Below are 18,153 nucleotides of genomic sequence, written 5' to 3'. Positions count from 1 at the left end.
ACCTATAATACCAAAATCTGAGGATTTGTTCCTTTTTTCTTTGGGACAAAAATGAAAAAACCTGCATCGGGTATCGATGCAGGTTTCATTACTGTTTGGGATTAATCTGTTTTTGGTTTTTTCAAAACCAGATAGAAACAATAAAGCGTAACACCCAAAATCAGTCCTTGGGTCACGAGCGAAAGTATCAATGCTGATGTGTTCATAATAAGGCGGATTGACGTTTTTTATTTGAGTACCAAACTATCGCTGCAATGGCCACAAACAAAATAATAAGCTGTGTTCGGGCAAGTGTAGAATAAAACATTTTCTTTTCCAAAAGACTCGAATTCTCAGGATTGAGCAGGATTTGTGCCTTGATGTCTTCGTGAGTAATCTTTGAAATCAATGAGCTGGGATCTAACGAATAGAGCTGTCCATCAAAAAGAGCTGAAATTGCTCCGGACCAGTCGTTGCCGGCCGGTGTAAACAGTGCACCAATCAACACCAATAGAAGCAGTAACGGAGTGACATACTTCATGATCCACTTATAGGCTCCCGGAATTCGGATGTCTGCACCTCGTATGATTTCGGCCCAGCCTTTTTCCATCCCAAAAACCCAAGCAAAGAGGATAGTTTCTAGAAAGGCAAAAACTACCAAGCTGACTGTACCTCCCCAATAATCGTATTCATCAAAGTAACCATACTGATAAAACAAGACTGTTGGAAGACCCATGGCAAGTGCAATCAGGCCAAATGAAACGGCTCCTTTGACTTTTCCCCATCCAAACTCATCCTGCATGAATCCCATCCAAGGGGTTCCCATGGCTAAAGAGGAGGTAATACCCGCAAAGAAGAGCAAACCAAACCAACAAACCCCAGCCACTACGCCAAATACTGCACCCCATTGCTGGAATAGGTAAGGCATCGTTTGAAAGGCCATTCCAAAACCGGCATTTTCTAATACCCAATCCAAGCCTAAGAATCCAGCCGCAATCGGAATTACAATTGCACTTCCAAGTAAAACCTCGACCAATTCGTTGGTAAAACCAGCTGTGATCGAATTGAGTGCGATGTCCTCATTTTCTCTCATATAAGAAGCATAGCACTGAATGGAACCCATTCCAACTGACAGTGTGAAGAATATCTGTCCTGCAGCTGCGAGCCATACTTTTGGATCTGCAAGAGAAGTATATTGTGGCGTCCATAGGAAATTGATTCCGTCCCAGGCATCGGCATCCGGATAAGCATCTGATGCAAAGTCTGCACCCATAGTCCAGCCGCGATAGGCGAGAACTATCCCAAAAAGGATCAATAATGGCATCCCTATTTTTGCAACCTTTTCAATACCTCCAAGTCCTGTGGAAAGGATGTAAACATTCACTGCCAATACCAGAATGTAAATGACCACTGGTAGCATAGGAATGCCTAAATCTGACCCGGTCAGGTTGACATAATTATCAAAAAACAGGCTGATTTCTTCCTTGCCCATTCCTGTGAAGGTTCCGAAAATGCTGTGAAATACATACAGGAATGTCCAGGACTCAATGTAGGTGTAGTAAGCCACTACAGCAATGTTTGTAAAAATCCCAAATACGCCTATGTACTTCCAAATGGGCTTTTTGCTCATCGAATCCAGGATGTACGGGGTACTGTGATTACCCAGTTTTCCACCGTACCGGCCTACCGACCACTCTATGAAGAGTAAGGGGATTCCCATCAAAAGGAAACAGATCAAATAAGGTAGGATAAAGGCACCTCCGCCATTTTGAACAGCCTGAACAGGAAATCGCAGGAAATTTCCAAGTCCAACTGCATTTCCGGCCATGGCCAGGATCAGGCCCAATCGGGAGCCCCAGGATTCTTTGCTTACGCTCATAGATTAAGTTTGGATAAAGAAAAAGGGCCCCTTTTGGAAAGGAGACCCTTAAGGTTTATTTGTTTAACTGTTGATTTATTACACTTGCCCAATTTGCTGCCAATACTGTTTCTCCAAGCATATCCGAATACTCTTCTGACGAATAAATCAATAAGGTTAGAGCTTCTTTTCCTGGGGTTTTGAATTGGACTTTCAATGCAAGTTGGTCTAGAATTTTTCTGGTGTTAGCAGCATTCTCCGTTTCATGAAAGGTCTCTAAAACACTGACCTTACTCACTTCCGGGAGATTCACTGCGATTTTTTGCTCATTGTCTCCAAAATTGCAGTAAACAAGCGTTTTATTTTGCTGATCAAGACCCAAGATAAAGCGATTTCTCCAGTCTTCTTTGACATTGGGGTTTAAATTTAGACCAGAAATGAATTGATTGAATTTTCCATAAAATTCCTTTCTGGCTTTTTTACTTTTCAGGGAATAATAAACGAAAACGGCGGCAATAGCCGCAAGGAATAAACTCGCCACAATGAATGTGGGCATATCGATGTCAAACATGATTTTTGGTAGATAAAATTAAAGATGTGTTTTTGGCCTTTTTGGCTTCGGATGAAAACACAGGCTACCAGGTATGGAAGAAATAGAAAAAGGTAATCAATACATCAAATAATGGCCTTGACTTTGTGAAAAATGAAGGCGACAGGTATTGAGTAATTGAAGGGACAAAATCGGTCTTAGAATTGGCACTGAGGAGATCAGAAAAGTGAAGATCTGCTTTAAAGGCAGGTACTTCAGGGGTCTGACCGGAAGCTCTCAACACCAAATCAGGCGCTGTGATTTCTCTTAGCTCTGAATGCTGGGAATGAGGTTCAGCGGCACTTTTGATCGAAGGCGGAAAAGAAAAAATTGCAATCAGCCCAATCAGCCAAGAAAGGCTCAAGAGTAAGGCGATTTTCTGTTTTTTCATTTCTTTGATCTTTGAATAAACTTCAAATGTAAGCGATAATTTGAGTGAAAATCAAAATCATTGCTGGCTATTTTTCAAATCGAAAACTTTTCCCTCTTCGATTCCCTGATGGAATTCTACTTTTTTCCAGGGTGAATTTGGGAATAGGAGCGAAGTCAACACGAGTTCTCCTCCATTGACAAAAACCTCCACCGAGCTTGCATCCAGAAAAATCCGGAGTTCTTCAGCTTTCCAGCTCATAGGTGCAGAATGAATTGCAGCAAAATCGGAATGAAAGTCAGATTTTCCCGCCAAAGTTCGGTCAACTGATACCAGACCAAATTCTTTGTTGATGACCAGCTTTTCACCCAATTCATTGGAAAGGGTCAAGGAAAAGGTATCTGAACCGTCCAGTTCGGCATTGATTTCCACAGCTTGAGAGGGAAGGTTGGAAGCTTGATTTACCTTGATCGCTACACCGCGAAGTTTTTCCAGTTCTTTAGCTGGTGCAGATTTCAACAACAAAACTCCATTGATCTCAATAAGACTAAGCTCTCGTGCCACTGTCATGGCAGATCTCCAGCTTTGGGTGGGGACGACTTGAGCATAAAGCCAATTACTCATCCATCCAATAAAGAGCGTTCGGTTTTCTTCGGTCGGAAGATTTGCCCAAGTTACTCCAGCATAATTGTCCGGACCATAATCCAGCCAACGTATCATGGTATCATCGGGAGTAAAAGTCCCGTTTTCAAAATTTCCTATAAAATACTGAGTGGCAGATCCTTTCTGTGGACCACCTGGATTGATGCTTACAAGCAATATCCATTTTTGATCGCCATTGGGAGACTGAAGTGGGATTAAGTCCGGACATTCCCAAACCCCGCCATGCGCTCCGATTCCTGCGCCAAATTCACTTTTCAGTTGCCAGTTTTTCAAGTCCGGAGAACTAAAAAACTGCACTCGATCTTGGGCTGCCAAAGTCATGACCCACTCTTTAGTCCCGTCAGATTTGACTTGCTGCGAGACTTTTGGATCTCGAAAGTCCTGGATTCCCTGATTTGGCAATACCGGATTTTGGTCAAACTTTGTCCAGGTTCGGCCTTTGTCTGTGGAAAAAGCGATTCCTTGAGACTGAAAATCATTCGACCCGGATCTTTCGGCTTCAGCGTTGTGGTAGGTGAAAATTGCCACGATCGGAGGATTTTCGGCGGTTCCTAATCCGGAGGTATTTTCACCATCATACACTGCACTACCTGAGAAAATATACCCAAGACTATCCGGATAAAGCCCTATCGGCAGCTCCTCCCAGCTGACTAAATCTCTGGAAACCGCGTGGCCCCAATGCATAGGCCCCCAAACCGTGCTGTCTGGATAATATTGGAAAAACAAATGATACTCCCCCTCAAGGTAAAACATCCCATTTGGATCATTCATCCATCCTTTTGCCGGTGTGAAATGGTAATCCGGTCTAAACTGCTCGGTTGAGGAAGGGGTAAAATTCACTTCTGGATTTGAACCACAAGAGCAAAGGAACAGTACGGATGCAATAAGGGAATACCTGGACATGGAGTACATTGTTATTCTTTGGTTAAAAGATTGATCAAGACTTGAGGATCGGCTTCATTTGCCATTTTTTCAGCAATGTCAAGGGCATTTTTCTTGTATTTCGGGTTGGTCCAAAAATCCAACAGTGCGTTTTCAAATTTATACGAATTAAAATTGTGGATACTGGTGCCCAAAGGCCCCAATCCTTTGGAATGGACTAACCGGTTCCAAAAGTACTGATCCATGATATGGGGAACAATTAATTGAACTGCACCGGATTTTGCTCCGCTGTGAGTGGTTCCGGAACCTCCGTGATGAATGATTCCATAGAGTTTCGGTAAAACCCAGTCGTAAGGAATCTGATTGACATAATGAATTGAATCACCGCCGGTTTCGATTTTTTGCAATCCACCCCAGGACAAATTGACAATTGCCGGAATCCTGTGTTTTTCCAGTAGCTGAATAATTTTTGTTGAATACTCCTTAGGTTTTGGATTGCTCATGGAGCCAAAAGTCAACAAAACGGCTTTTGGATGGTTGATAAGCCAAGCCTCCAAGGATGGGGCAGGGGTGTAGTTTTGATTTTGATTTCGGGCAAAAAATCCCGTGATATGAGCCGCTTCAGGCCAAATGGCTTGTTTGTGAAAGAGAGTCGGTGAAATCTGGTACAAAACCTGAAGCTGGTTGCGTTCAAAAGCTTGGATGGATTTGACAGAGAAATCAATTCCTGGAAAATTTGGATAGTACTCTTTCAAAAATTTGTTGAAAGTCATGTATCTCGCCATATTGACCCAATCATAGGTTTTGAGATTCCATTTGGCAGAAAAAGGCTTCCATTTTGACAGTCCCAAATGCGGAAATTCCGGATTTGGATGAATGAGATTTGGAATTGGCGATAACTGAAAATACTTCTTGGGTTCGGCCATTGCCGGAAGAGTGCAATAAAGTGCTTTGGGATGAAAAACAACTCTGTCCGGTTGAATGGAATCGATCGCCTCTTTTTGTTGGGAATTCAGAGTCTTCTGAAGACCAAAGGAACTTCTGATCAGCTGGATAAAGTTTTTGATTTTCGTAAAGGTATTTCCTCCCCCTCCCATGACAGATTTACCAGAATCTGTCTCTAACATTTCCAAAAATCGCTTGTCAAAACCAAGGAAATGAAACCCCAACTTTTCTACCGTTTCTCGAAACTGTTCTGGAAAAAGACAATGGACTTCGTGACCTGCTTGGGTAAGGATCTCAGCTTGAGCTAAAAATGGCTCAATGTCACCCCGGGTTCCTATTGAAATGAGAAGAAATTTCATGGGTTTATTATTGAACCATCCAAAATAGGAAGAAGATGGAACCTATTCTTTTGCCTTTCCCGCAAGTTTCAAGACCAGTTCCAATCCGATTCCACTGATAAAGGACCTCATTTTTTGGTTCCCGGTCAATTTGGCGACCCAGTCCACCGGCCCTCCATCGGCGAAATCGATTTGGACATCCCCAATCTTGACATACACCTTAAACTGGAACAGGCTGTAATATTCTTTTGAAGAATCTGTTTCGAATGTGACAGGATAGGCTGACCAGCAGTTTTCTTTTTCTTCCAAGCGAATTTTGAGTTTTGGATTTTCATCTCTTAGAAAGAACTTGAATACCATTTGTTCTTTTGAGAAATGTTTTCCCAAGATGTCCAAAATAAGCGAGAGGTGACGGTTTGCTTCCTCCAGTTCAAAGTCAAAGTTTCCCCTGTCTTTTCCAGCCGATGCCAGGCAAAATATCCCAAAATGGGCTGTGAAGTTTGGATTTTCGTAATGTTGCGCCCGAACATGGCGGTGGACTGTTGCCAACCTTTCCGAACCTATTTCTGGATTCCTTTTTTGATTTAGCGCAAGCTGCAAAGCCAGCACATTGGTGGCATCTGCTACCACTTCGGTGTTTCTCAATGCACTGATCAGGTTATTCTGATTTGTTTTGGACACCACCGAGCAAGTCCCCAAAGGTGAGACGGGTGACAGAATAATAGAAGTAAAATCGGCCAAACTGGCTTTTTTAAGCCAATCTAATTCCGCTTCCAAAAGTAAAATCGGATCCAGCGAGGTAGGTTGGGTAAACCTGTTTTTCTCAAAATCCCGCAACAAATCAGCCGGCGAAATCTGATCAGCCCGTTGTCTGAAAATCTCCAACATCAGGCTATTGAAATCTGATCCTGAAAGACTTTCTATCAAATAATCGATTGCTCCAGAATCCGGAATTTTGGATTTTAACTTTTCGAAACTTGGGTTTTTAGGCATTTGGAAAACGGGAAACGGGACCTCTATCAGTTTCAATTATCTGAAATCTGAGAACTTGAAAACACAATTTAATGTCATTTTCAATATATAACCCTTAGTTTTGTCCGAGCTTTTTGAAGACAAAAAATATAATATGAAAGGAATTATTTTGGCCGGAGGCTCCGGTTCAAGGCTTTATCCCTTGACCATTGCAGTCAGCAAGCAGCTGATGCCAGTTTATGACAAGCCGATGATCTATTATCCACTTTCGGTACTGATGATGGCCGGAATCCGGGAGATTTTGATAATTACCACTCCGGAAGATTCCACGGCTTTTCAAAAGCTGCTGGGAGACGGTTCTCAAGTTGGGTGTCAGTTTGAATATGCCGTGCAACCCAGCCCAGATGGATTGGCGCAGGCTTTTATTATCGGAGAGAAATTCATCGGAGATGACAATGTCGCCTTGGTGTTGGGAGATAATATTTTCTACGGATCTGGACTTCACAAGACCTTGCTTGAAAATACGAGTCCTGTTGGTGGGGTCGTATTTGCTTACCATGTCAATGATCCCGAACGCTATGGTGTGGTGGAATTTGACGAAAATCAGAAAGCCATTTCCATTGAAGAAAAACCGGCTAACCCAAAGTCAAATTTTGCAGTGCCAGGACTTTATTTTTATGACAATCAAGTCGTTGAAATAGCCAAAAACATCAAACCAAGCCCGCGGGGAGAATTGGAAATTACCGATGTGAATAATGAATATCTGAAAATGGGAAAGCTTCAGGTTGCGATTTTGAACCGTGGGACAGCGTGGCTGGATACCGGAACTCATCAGTCGTTGCTGCAGGCTGCCCAGTTTGTGGAAGTGATCGAGGAAAGACAGGGATTGAAAATCGGATGCATCGAAGAAATCGCCTACCGCAATGGATTTATCGGAAAAGAGGAGTTGCTCAAAGCAGCAGATAAATTGGGCAAAAGCGGATACGGAGGATATCTGAGAGGATTGCTGAAATAGACTTTGTGAATTTTGGAATACGAAGCCTGGGAAAATCTCCCGGGCTTTTTTTGTGCCTTCTAAAGAAAATCTACCTATGAATGCAACCCGGACTTCCTTTTTCCAATCTGCTTGGTGTTTTAAATTTTTAAAAACTAAACCAATGAAAAAAAAGAAACACTACAGATCACTTGGATTGCTCCTGCTACTTTTCACAGGTCTGTTTTCAGCTTGTGAAGAAACACTGGAGGAGCCTAGAAATCCGCTGATTGCGGAAGCAGGTGAAGAACAAAAATTGGTGACTAATTCTGTCACACTTTTGGACGGAAGTCAATCGATAAATTCCACAGGGGAACCGATCAGTTTCCAATGGGAATTGACCCAAAAACCGGAAGGAGCCGAAGTTGTCATCTCAGCCTTAAATCAGGTTGCGGTGCAGTTTTCGACAGATAGGCCCGGAGAGTATGTGTTCAAATTGACTGTTACATACCAAGGTTGGTCCGATTCGGACACAGTAAAAATCATTGTGGTAGAAGGACAGTCTTCCAAACTTGAGGCTAAGGCCGGGGAAGATCGCGAGATCATCTTGGGAAATACGACTCAATTGGACGCAACAGGATCTGTCAATGAATTTGGGGGAGCCATGGAATTTGTTTGGGAAATCATCCAGAAGCCTGAAGGAAGCCTAGCCGAAATCCGATTTCCAGATGATGCAGTGGCCAATTTCAAGCCTGACAAGGCCGGAAAATATTTGATAAAACTTACTGTAAAGGTGCAATCAAATATTTCCGCTGATTTGGTTGAAGTTATTGTAAATGAGGATAATGGTGGAGCTGAAGGTCCGATCCTGATTTCAGGAGATATCCTGCATGACCGGGTTTTGGAAAATGTATTTGTCGAACAGGACTTGGATTTTGATTACATCATCACCAAGGATATTAAAGTAGGGGCAAGGTTAACAGTAATGCCCGGGGTTCGAATTGGTTTTGAACAGGATGCCCGGATGACAATTTCGCCAAACGGTACATTGGTCGCGGATGCTCCTCTGGACAACACGGGGATTGTATTTCAAGGAAAAGAGAACACCCTTGGTTTTTGGGAAGGAATACTTGTCGAGTCTGGAAGCCCAGGAAATATCCTCCGTGGAGTGGAAATCAAAAATGCAGGCCAGAGTCCTTTAGCAGCAGCTTTGATGATTGATGATGGGGGATTAGTTAGACTCATCAAGACTCATATTCACTCCAATAGAGGGATTGGGGTTGAACTGGTACCCGGAGGTAGGTTTTCTGAGTTCATTTCTTGCAAAATAGAAAACAGTACCACAGCCCATATCCGGATTTCAGCCTATCAAGTACGGGACCTTTCTACCCTCAATGAGATCGGCCCGGGAAAAATCCAGGTGATTGAAACGCGCCTCAACGATGGCACTGAACACATCTGGCCAACTTTTGATGCCCAATACGACATCCTCGGAGATTTGGTGGTGTACGGAAAGACAACTTGGGTTCTTTCCGATGGAGCTCATATCAATATGGCCGAAAATACCGGAATTCGTGCCATTCAGGAATCCCGCTTGTTGTTCTTAGGAGAAATGGGCAAACCTGTTGTGATTGAAGGCATCACCAAATCCAAGGGGTATTGGAAAGGGATTCATGTGGAGAATTCCGGTAGTCAGCCAAGTAATATCCTATGGGCAGAGATTCGGCATGCAGGAAGCAATCCAGTCGTGACGGGCAATGAATCAGCCACCCTAAATCTCGGAAAACAGGGTTGGTTGAATGTGGAGCGAACTATCCTTGACTTGGGAAAAGGAAGTGGCCTTGTGGCCAAAGCGGATGCTAGTTTGCTGGAATTTGAACTGAACTCAGTCACAAACCATGAAGGACATCCTATTGTCGTTTCCACAAGTCAGGTTGAAAAACTGTCTTATGTCACTCGATTTGAAAACAACGCAAAGCCCGAAGTGGTGATTGATACCCAAATGCCTGTCGATTTCGGGGTGAGGGCGGTTACCTGGAAAGGGTTTGTACAGCGGGTTCCCTATTTGGTCAAAGGTCAAGTCACCAATAACCTGATCATCAAATCTGGCCTCAGAATAGAAGCGGGAGTAATTCTGAAAATGATGCCTGGTGCAGGAATTTCGGTTCTTCCGGGTAACCTAGGTGAGTCTTATTTGAAACTGGAAGGAATTCAGGGTGGACCCGTAAGGATTCAAGGCTTGGATGAATCTGCCGGATCATGGCATGGAATCCGAATCGCGACTTCAAGTCAGTACAATCAATTTGATCATGCGGAAATCTTACATGCCGGGATGCTGGTTCAAAATCGATTCTCTGCAGCAATCCATGTCGCCGACGCTCCTGAAGGTGCTTTGATAATCAAGAATTCCACGATTGCCAAGTCCGGGCAACACGGTATAGCAGTTAACAATCTTTTTCAGGAAAGACTCAAGACATCCAACATGAAGTTTGAAGAAATTGCCGGATCGAATATCCACATCTGGTAACCGGTTTTTAGGTTTTTAAAACGATCGAAACCTCTGTCTGATTCGGGCAGAGGTTTTTTTCTTCAAAAATGCAACCTTACGATCCCAAATTCTTTGGTTTAGTTAGATTCGATTGGGCTATTTCTACTTTTCGTAAAGCTCATGCTTGGAAAGTAAGTCGATTACATGTTTACCTGACAAGGGTTTGGTAATGTAATCTTTGACATCTGGATAGGAAAAGGCTAAAGCTCGATCGTTACTATCGATCGAACTGGTAATGATGCATATAAAATAGTTCTTTTTGATTTCCTCATCCATTTCCGTGAATTTGTCCAAAAACCCCCAGGCATCCATTACTGGCATATTGATATCCAACAGTATAAGGATCGGCTCAGCAGTGTTTTTTAACTCGTCATTTTCAAACCTTCTGGTGATTTCCATTATTGCCAATTGGCCATTTTCAAAAGCTGATATCGCATTATTGAAATCAATGCTTTTGAGAATTTTGCTGGCGACCATTCTAACAATTGCATCATCATCTACCAAAAAAACTTCACCAACCTTAAAAACTGCCATAAAATTGTCTCCGGATTAAGCCACAAAAGTATTGGCTTTAGCATAAAAAATTGGATTTACCCAAGTAAAAATTTGATAACATTATTTATTCCAATTCCATTGATATATCAAATAGCAGTTTGATTTTGCCGGATTTTGAGAAAACATATGCTATCAGAACTACCGAAGGCATGGGAGGGAAGATCGCAACTGTGCAAATTGCAGGGGTATTTTTTTTCGCAGAATCAGTTTTTGAGAGTTCGGAAATGAAGCAAACGCTGCAATTGTATCCGGGCTCGGCAGAGTTGGGACTTGGACGTGTTTTCAGAGATTTCCAATTTTCTGGCAATTTCCTCGTGACTCAAGCCTTCTAGAGCAAACAATTCGAATACTTTTCGGTAGCCTTTGGGAAGGTACTGAAGCATTTTTGTCAGATCTTCCCAGTCCAGATTATCACTAGGGCTCGCTTGATTTGCTTCGGGATATATCCGTTCCAGGCCGATTTCCCGGTAGAGGTTTCGTTGCTTTTCCAAATACATCAGGCACTCATTGACTACAATCCGGCGGATCCAGCCTTCGAAACTTCCCTGCTGTCGAAACTGACCTATTCGGTCAAAAACTTTCCGAAAGGCAATAATTAAAACATCCTCAGCGGCGGCTGTCTCCTTGATGTATCTCAGACTTAGAGAAAGCATCTTCGAAGACAGCCGATCAAAAAGTTCACGCTGGATTTTTGGATTTTGATCCAAGCATCCAAAAAATAAATGTTCTATGCTGTTTGAGTGGAGGAGTTGAACCGCTCCGGGATTCACCATTGGCTTTTTCATGGGTAGGTAAAGAATTGGAAATAGTTGGTTTCATTTCAAAAAGGGCCTTGGTTGATACTACTGTTTACGTGATGGAGTGGGCCTGGGCTGCTTCCACGACATCACATGTTTGTGTGGTTTTTTGCACCATGGCTGTGCAGCTGACGCAGGGTTTTGCACTGGTTTTCTCTTCAGCACCGCTGGTGGAAAAGGTTATTCCCCAAAGAATCAGTATGAGTTTCCAAAAGGTTTTCATTAGAATTTGATTTAAAAGTGACTTTACAAATTTGTCCTGAAAATCAGACTCATGAAATCACATAAATGGGTGAAAAATAGGAGGTTGATCCATTGAATCTCGAAAAAGATGTGATGTGATTTCTGCAAAAAAGCGGATACCAAAAAAAGGCCTGCCAGGTTTTGAAAACCTTGCAGGCCTAATCTAGAATATTCAAATAGCCCTTAAACTAAAAATCAGACCAACTTGTCCCGGAAGGCTTTTGCCACGGCTTCGCTTTTGGAATTGACATGAAGCTTTTCGTATATCTTTTTGATGTGACTGCGGACAGTGTCCATGGCGATAAACATTTCGGCAGCGATCATTTTGTAGGAGTAGCCATTGACCAGTAGTTGAAGGACTTCTTTTTCCCGTTCCGATAGGTTGTAGCTCTTATCGGCTGGCAGATTCATTTGAGAAAACATCTTCAATACCTGCGCTGCTACAGAAGCGGTCATTGGAGCTCCTCCGGTGGAGGCTTCCTGAATGTATTCTAGCAGTCTGGCGGGAGGTGTTTTCTTCAGAATATACCCATTTGCACCATTTTGAAGGGCTTTAAAGATATTCTGATGATCGTCAAAAACAGTCAACATCAGCACTTTCACATCCGGATTGATTTCCTTGATCAGTTTAAGTCCCTGCAGTCCATTTACGCCCGGCATATCAATATCCATCAGGATGACGTCCGGATGGTAGGTTTTGACCTCATGCACCACATTGGAGCAGTTTCTGAAAGCCGCAAGCACATTGAATCCCTCACTGCCGTCAATCAGCATTGTCAATCCTTCCCGTAGTTGGGCATTGTCTTCGTATATCAGCAGCTTTATCATGGCATTGGTTTGATAATTCAAAATTAGCGGGTAATAGGTTGCTTCTCAATCACATATTGATGTGGAATTACAGGGTAATGTTCAAGATCAATTCCGTTCCTTCACCCGGTTTAGAGTTGATAGTCAGTGTTCCGTTCAGATTGGCAGCACGTTTTTTCATGTTTTCCAATCCATTACCATCATCCAGATCATTCAGGTCGAAGCCTACACCGTAGTCTTTGATCTTCATAATGAAGATACTTTTTTCCAATTCAAAGGAAATTAACAGTCGAGTGGCCTTGGAATACTTTGCTGCATTGTTGATGCCTTCTTTGAATATCAAAAACAGATCCCGACGGGCATCCATGCTGAGTTTCATCCCCAAGACTTTTTCGTCGATCTCCATGTTAAACAGAATATCCTTGCTTTCCAGGGCTTCGTTGGCAAATTCCCGCATTCGGGCGATCAGCTTTTCCATGGTGTCATTTTGGGGCTTGATGCTCCAGACAATGTCATCCATGGCTTCCATCATTCGCTGACTATTTTCAGAGATTTTGGAGATGTACTCACTGGATTTGGCAGGATCGGTTCCGATTTTTGTTTTGGCCATAGAGCTGAGAATATTGATGGTACTCAGCGTAGATCCCATATCGTCATGAAGGTCTCTGGCCAATCTGCTTCGTAGGTTGACGACTGCCAAAATCCGGTTGACATTCATTCGGTAAATGAGGTAAACTATTCCGATGAAAATCAATCCCAAAAGTGCTTTGAACCACCAAGTCTGAACCAGGCTGGGTTTGATTTCAAAACTGAAAACAGCCGGTTCTGAAAACACCCCGGACTCATTGGCACTTCTCACCTCAAACCGATATTCTCCGGGAGGTAGGAGGGAATAGACTGCCTGAAAACTGCCTTTGGCTTCGATCCATTCCGGGTCTGCACCAACCAACCGGTAGTAATAGGTGAATCTGTCCTGAATTGGAAAGTTCAGAATATTGAAATCAAAGGTCAGGCTGTTTTCCCTTGAAGTGAATTCTTTTTTCAATGAATCCAAAGAACCATCCCCGATGTACAGCCCGAAAAGTTCAATGCTGGTAATCGATGGAACAGGAGGAGTGAGGTTTCGCTCAAATTGGCTTGGATCAAAAATCATGATCCCATTATTGCTGACAAAGGCCAATTCACCATTGGAAAAACGCGTTCCGCTTCGGCCGTCTCCCGGGATTGTTGAGAAGAAGTGGTTTTTCCCAAAGGAGTAAAAGGTATTGGTATTGACATCAAATCGAGTCATCCCATTTGGAGTATATATCCAAACCAAGCCATTGGAGTCACACTGCATGTGCAAAATGGTATTGCTGACCAGCCCATCCGAATAGGAGAAAATTTCATTTTGGTTGGTATTCACCTTGAACTTGTTCAAAAGCTCAAAACCAATCAAGAATGTGCTGTCGTTTGCCTGGAGAATTTTCTCAGTCGTATTTGAATTCAAAATAGAATTGTCCAGATGGCGGAGGATTTTTCCTTCCTGAAGATCCAATACATAAACGCCCTCATTTGTGGTGGTCACCCAGAGTTTTTGATCTTTGCTGATCAAGATTTGTGGAATGCGTCCCTGGAATTTTCTAATTCTCTTGAAATTGGTTTCCAGAATTCCTTCTCCCTCGTACTTGATGATGCTCCCGTTTTGTGTTCCAAACCACAGGTTTCCCTGATCCTCCTGAGCAATGGTGCGAATGGTCGATCCTTCAAAGGCTTCAGGATAGATAAAGTGTACTTTTTTGGAATCAAGTTCTATGACTTGAATGAGGCCTTTTTGCAAGGCAACCCATACGAGATTTCGTTTTTTGTCGTGGTGAATGTCCCACACTTGAAGTGTCTCGATTGCTTTAGGGGCACTCCTATAAATCCAATCCAAATTCAATTCACCGGTCATGGGTTTGAATGCACTAAGTCCTTTTCCCCAGCTTCCCAGCCACACGCTAGTATCTCCCCGGTGGATTACCTCTTCGATTGCCTGGTATTCGTAGTTTCCCTCTTTGGTATCCCTCTCCAGAAAAAAGATGTTGGGAGTATCAAAATGCAGGAAATACAATCCGGAGTCTGTCGCAAGCCAAATCCCTCCAGCATCGTCCCAGATTACTTTGGAGATTTTGTCGTATCGGATGTCGCTCTGAATCAGCGGAGTGAATTTTTTTGATTTCCGGTCAAAATCCGCCAAGGTCTGAATGCCATACCTCCAAAGCTGCCCGTTGGGCAATTCAAGATTTCCATAGGCTTCCTGATAATTGGTTGTCGGAGGTGAAAGCTCGCTTTTGTGATCTTTCCAGGCATGCGTCTTTGGATCGTAGGAAATCAGCTTTTCATCCGGCGACCAGTAATTAATCCAAGCGATACCTTCAGAATCTTCATAATAATTGAATACGGAGTTCAACGCTGGATTTTTGAGTACCTCCAGCCCCAAAGGATTGGAATTGCGCGTATAAACAGCGGAGTTTTTCGGATCAAATACACTGATACCCTCAACGCAACTGATCCAATAGAGCCCGTTTTTGTCTTCAAAAATGGAGCGGGGTCGCCAGCCGTCCGGAAGTTGAATAGGCAGATTTTTGTCAGTGATGATTTGGTTTTCCTGATCAATCCAGAGCAATTTGTTGTGGTTGACGATCACGAAAAGATTGCCCTTGCTGTCCATCCAAAGGGATTCACCCTGGAAGCGGTCTTGAGTTTTTTCGAATGGGAATTTCGTGAAAAGTTGTTTTTCAGGTATGTAGATTCCATAATCGTCGCCCACCCGAAGCCACATTTTCCCCTTTAAGTCCACTAAAATTTCTGAAACAGATTGGGTAGTTTGACGCTCGGGGCTGTCGATTTGGTAAGTCATGAATTTTCTCCCGTCAAACCGCTGCAGGCCATTGTGACTTCCAATCCACAGGTAGTTATCCTTGTCTTTATAAACAGTCAAGACCTGATTGGAAGTCAATCCTTCAGCTGTTCCAAAACGGGTGACAAAATAGCGTTTGGTCTCAGCGAATACTGATTTGACCACAAGTAGAAAAAGAAGGAGGAAAAGGATTTTTTTCATCTCATGCAAAGTCCCTAAAATTAATCCTTTAGCTCTAAAAAGGAATTTTTGAGCGGATTAAATCACATGTTTATGTGAGGGGTAAAAGGATTTTTCGAAGCAACCTCCTGGGTAACTTCCCCATCTCTGAAGGAAAATCCTACTTATGAAAAATTTACTCTTGCTTTTGGTTGGCCTTTTCCTTTGGAATACCAATCTCACCGCTCAGGAATTGCAACCTCAAGAAATGCGGGATGATCTCCGGATTTTCCGGGAAAGCCTGGAAAAATTCCATCCTGAATTGTACCGATATACGGATCGGCAGACTTTTGAAAACCATTTCAAAGCTGTTGAATCTCAGATTTCGACTCCAAAAACCCAGCGAGAATTTTACAAACTGCTCAGGCCAATTTTGGTGGATCTAAAAGACGGACATATCAAATGGATTGTACAAGGCAGAGATCAGCATTACGGATTCTTTGATGATCAACTCTTTCCGCTTCGGTTGTATTTCGATCAGCAAAGCGTTAAGATTCTCAGTCATTTCGGAGATGATAAAGCACCGGTACTTGCTGAAGTGAAGGCCATTAATGGCGAGTCGATTGAATCTATCGAGAAGAATCTCCTTTCTGGAATGACCTATGGTGACGGAGAAAGTTTGGGTGGAAAATACTACCAGTTGAACCGATATTTTGCAGCCTATTATTCCACTGAATATGGAGTGAGTGAATCCTACACAGTCGAATTAGCGGATGGAGGAAAGATCACGAAGTGGGCGGGAAAAGGCGTCACGAAGGATCAGATTGAAGTAGCCTACAAAAAAGCTGATGAGCCGAATACTTTCAAAATGATCAATAGCTCAACCGGCGTTTTAGATATCAATTGGTTTTTTTCCGATGAGGATGGACTTGACTTCAAGAAGTTATTGAAAAACTCCTTTGAAACTCTGAAAGAAGAAGGGGCTTCAAACCTCATCCTTGACCTCCGAGGAAATGAAGGGGGATCTGAAAAGTTCGGCATCGAACTCTACAAATACTTGGCTATGGATAAGTTTGATTACTATGACTTTGTGACGACCAAACCAAACCAAAAGGTCGATTTTGGAAACTATACGTCCAAGATTTTCCGTATGGCTAATTCCTTTTCCAAGGAAAAAGATGGGATTCATCTTTTTACCATGGCCCCAACCAAAACTGAAAAACCTTATAAAAACGCCTTCAAGGGCAATTTGATCATTCTGATTGACGGTCAAAGTTTCTCTGTGACTACTGAATTTGCTTCCCGGGTGAAGTCCGACAGAAGGGCGACATTCGTAGGAGAGGAGACTCCTGGCGGTGCCGAAGTGAATAGCAGTGGCTTTTTTACAATTCTCACTTTACCCCATTCCAAAATTGATTTGGGAGTTCCTAGAATGGGTTTTCACATGGCTGACTTGGATCCTGCAATGGATAAAAACCGGGGAATAATTCCAGATGTCAAAGTAATTGCAACCGCTGAAGATCTGCTTGCCGGAAGAGATCCGGTGATGGAAAGGGCAATCGAGATGGTGAAGTGATTGAGGAAAAGAATTCATTCCCATAGCCCTCGGTTGGTAAACTGAGTTGAACCAAAAACGGTGGGCTATGTTGGAGTTCGACCCTTTTAGGGTCGTGCGATATATTTCGTCATTTCGATGCCCACGGGTTGGGGTTCGACAAGCTCACCCAACAACCCGCGGCTATTGAGAAGTTTGACCCCTTGTCAGGGGTCGGGAATTGGAAACATTGACGGAATAAATTAACGATCCTGAAAGGATCGAACCTTTCAATAGCCCTAGGTGAAACCTAGGGAAACTGAAATCAGGAACAGACACAACAACCCCGAAGGGGGTTGAACTTGTGGGAAATGGAATTACAAATTCCAAAATATAAAAGGGTGGAATTGCAAATCCCACCCAGCGTCTTCAGAACCTCAACCCAGTAAGGGTTTATTTACAAATTACACCTAGCGTCTATAGAACCTTAACACTAAAAGACAATTGACTACGCAGAGGAGAGGTTGTGGGACTTATTTAGTTATCGTTTTTTCCATGGGTTCCACCCACCGCTGTTGAGAAGTTTGTCCCCTGTCGGGCTCGTATTTTGTTCGTCTGAAGAAGGATTTTTATAATGATAAAATTCTCGGAAATCAAGCTCAATATTTTCCGGGCCTTTTAATGAAAGATGTTGTGCTAATTTAAAACTGTTTTTTAAATTAAATTTTCTGATTTCATTATTTAATAGATCTATTTTGTCGAACATTTCCTTTATAAGTGATTTACTTTTGTTATGAAAAAAATCTGCAAAATACTTAGCCTTAGACAAATCGCTCTCTGAAGTTTCAAAAACTAGTGAAAATATTTCATTTGTTGAAATGAAGCTTAATTCGACTGGAAACGGATTATTTGGAAGGCTATATTGAACTAAATCAGCGCTTCCAGAAAGAATTTTGGATTCAAAATGAATAAACAATACATCTTTAATTTGTGATTTAGAAAAATATTTTTTTGCAACTTGAGTAACATTGTGTCTATTCAAAATTATAGAGTCTAGATA

General features: G+C 42.6%; 15 protein-coding genes. 3 read left to right on the top strand and 12 right to left on the bottom strand.

What is annotated here, in order from left to right:
- Positions 1–202 precede the first annotated feature (202 nt).
- The 6 genes from B0E43_RS10515 to B0E43_RS10490 all read right to left on the bottom strand — a co-directional run bounded on the left by B0E43_RS10515 (position 203) and on the right by B0E43_RS10490 (position 6,617).
- Positions 203–1,858, bottom strand: coding sequence for a sodium-dependent transporter (locus B0E43_RS10515; protein ID WP_077349413.1), 1,656 nt, complete (start codon positions 1,856–1,858; stop codon positions 203–205).
- Between the two features lie 55 nt (positions 1,859–1,913).
- Positions 1,914–2,408 (bottom strand): hypothetical protein, encoded by a 495-nt coding sequence (locus tag B0E43_RS10510; protein WP_077349411.1) that lies wholly within the window; start codon positions 2,406–2,408, stop codon positions 1,914–1,916.
- 64 nt (positions 2,409–2,472) lie between these two features.
- Positions 2,473–2,817, bottom strand: coding sequence for a hypothetical protein (locus tag B0E43_RS10505; protein ID WP_077349409.1), 345 nt, complete (start codon positions 2,815–2,817; stop codon positions 2,473–2,475).
- Between the two features lie 57 nt (positions 2,818–2,874).
- Positions 2,875–4,299 carry a glycoside hydrolase family 32 protein gene (locus B0E43_RS10500; protein WP_254423407.1) on the bottom strand — a complete coding sequence of 475 codons (1,425 nt, stop codon included), beginning with the start codon at positions 4,297–4,299 and terminating at the stop codon, positions 2,875–2,877.
- Positions 4,300–4,373: 74 nt separating this feature from the next.
- Complete coding sequence (locus B0E43_RS10495; protein ID WP_077349405.1) at positions 4,374–5,645, bottom strand: glycosyltransferase; 1,272 nt, start codon at positions 5,643–5,645, stop codon at positions 4,374–4,376.
- Between the two features lie 42 nt (positions 5,646–5,687).
- Positions 5,688–6,617: a hypothetical protein gene (locus B0E43_RS10490; protein ID WP_077349403.1), complete on the bottom strand. Its 930-nt coding sequence runs from the start codon at positions 6,615–6,617 to the stop codon at positions 5,688–5,690.
- Positions 6,618–6,750: 133 nt separating this feature from the next.
- On the opposite strand from B0E43_RS10490, the gene rfbA reads away from it, so the two are divergent.
- Together rfbA and B0E43_RS10480 are read left to right on the top strand one after the other, a co-directional pair.
- A complete protein-coding gene (gene rfbA / locus B0E43_RS10485) occupies positions 6,751–7,611 on the top strand; it encodes a glucose-1-phosphate thymidylyltransferase RfbA (RefSeq protein ID WP_077349677.1) in 861 nt (286 codons plus the stop codon).
- 142 nt (positions 7,612–7,753) lie between these two features.
- Positions 7,754–10,096 carry a hypothetical protein gene (locus B0E43_RS10480; RefSeq protein WP_139352733.1) on the top strand — a complete coding sequence of 781 codons (2,343 nt, stop codon included), beginning with the start codon at positions 7,754–7,756 and terminating at the stop codon, positions 10,094–10,096.
- Positions 10,097–10,219: 123 nt separating this feature from the next.
- On the opposite strand, the gene B0E43_RS10475 is transcribed toward B0E43_RS10480, so the two are convergent.
- The 5 genes from B0E43_RS10475 to B0E43_RS10455 form a co-directional block, all read right to left on the bottom strand.
- Positions 10,220–10,651, bottom strand: coding sequence for a response regulator (locus tag B0E43_RS10475; RefSeq protein WP_077349399.1), 432 nt, complete (start codon positions 10,649–10,651; stop codon positions 10,220–10,222).
- Between the two features lie 224 nt (positions 10,652–10,875).
- The gene (locus tag B0E43_RS10470; RefSeq protein ID WP_077349397.1) at positions 10,876–11,457 is read right to left on the bottom strand and encodes an RNA polymerase sigma factor; all 582 of its coding nucleotides are present in this window, start codon (positions 11,455–11,457) and stop codon (positions 10,876–10,878) included.
- A gap of 64 nt (positions 11,458–11,521) precedes the next feature.
- A complete protein-coding gene (locus B0E43_RS22945; RefSeq protein ID WP_168171934.1) occupies positions 11,522–11,692 on the bottom strand; it encodes a hypothetical protein in 171 nt (56 codons plus the stop codon).
- Between the two features lie 215 nt (positions 11,693–11,907).
- Positions 11,908–12,540 (bottom strand): response regulator transcription factor, encoded by a 633-nt coding sequence (locus tag B0E43_RS10460; RefSeq protein ID WP_077349393.1) that lies wholly within the window; start codon positions 12,538–12,540, stop codon positions 11,908–11,910.
- 67 nt (positions 12,541–12,607) lie between these two features.
- A complete protein-coding gene (locus B0E43_RS10455) occupies positions 12,608–15,601 on the bottom strand; it encodes a sensor histidine kinase (protein WP_077349391.1) in 2,994 nt (997 codons plus the stop codon).
- A gap of 145 nt (positions 15,602–15,746) precedes the next feature.
- On the opposite strand from B0E43_RS10455, the gene B0E43_RS10450 reads away from it, so the two are divergent.
- Positions 15,747–17,135: a S41 family peptidase gene (locus tag B0E43_RS10450; protein WP_077349389.1), complete on the top strand. Its 1,389-nt coding sequence runs from the start codon at positions 15,747–15,749 to the stop codon at positions 17,133–17,135.
- Between the two features lie 499 nt (positions 17,136–17,634).
- Here the strand turns inward: B0E43_RS10450 and B0E43_RS10445 are convergent.
- On the bottom strand, positions 17,635–18,153 hold a 519-nt coding region (locus B0E43_RS10445; protein ID WP_217349162.1), incomplete at its 5' end, for a hypothetical protein.

Origin of the sequence: Algoriphagus sp. A40 (genome assembly GCF_002002735.1) — a bacterium.
In the GTDB taxonomy this organism is placed as follows: Bacteria; Bacteroidota; Bacteroidia; order Cytophagales; family Cyclobacteriaceae; genus Algoriphagus.
This window is presented reverse-complemented; position numbering and strand designations above follow the sequence as displayed.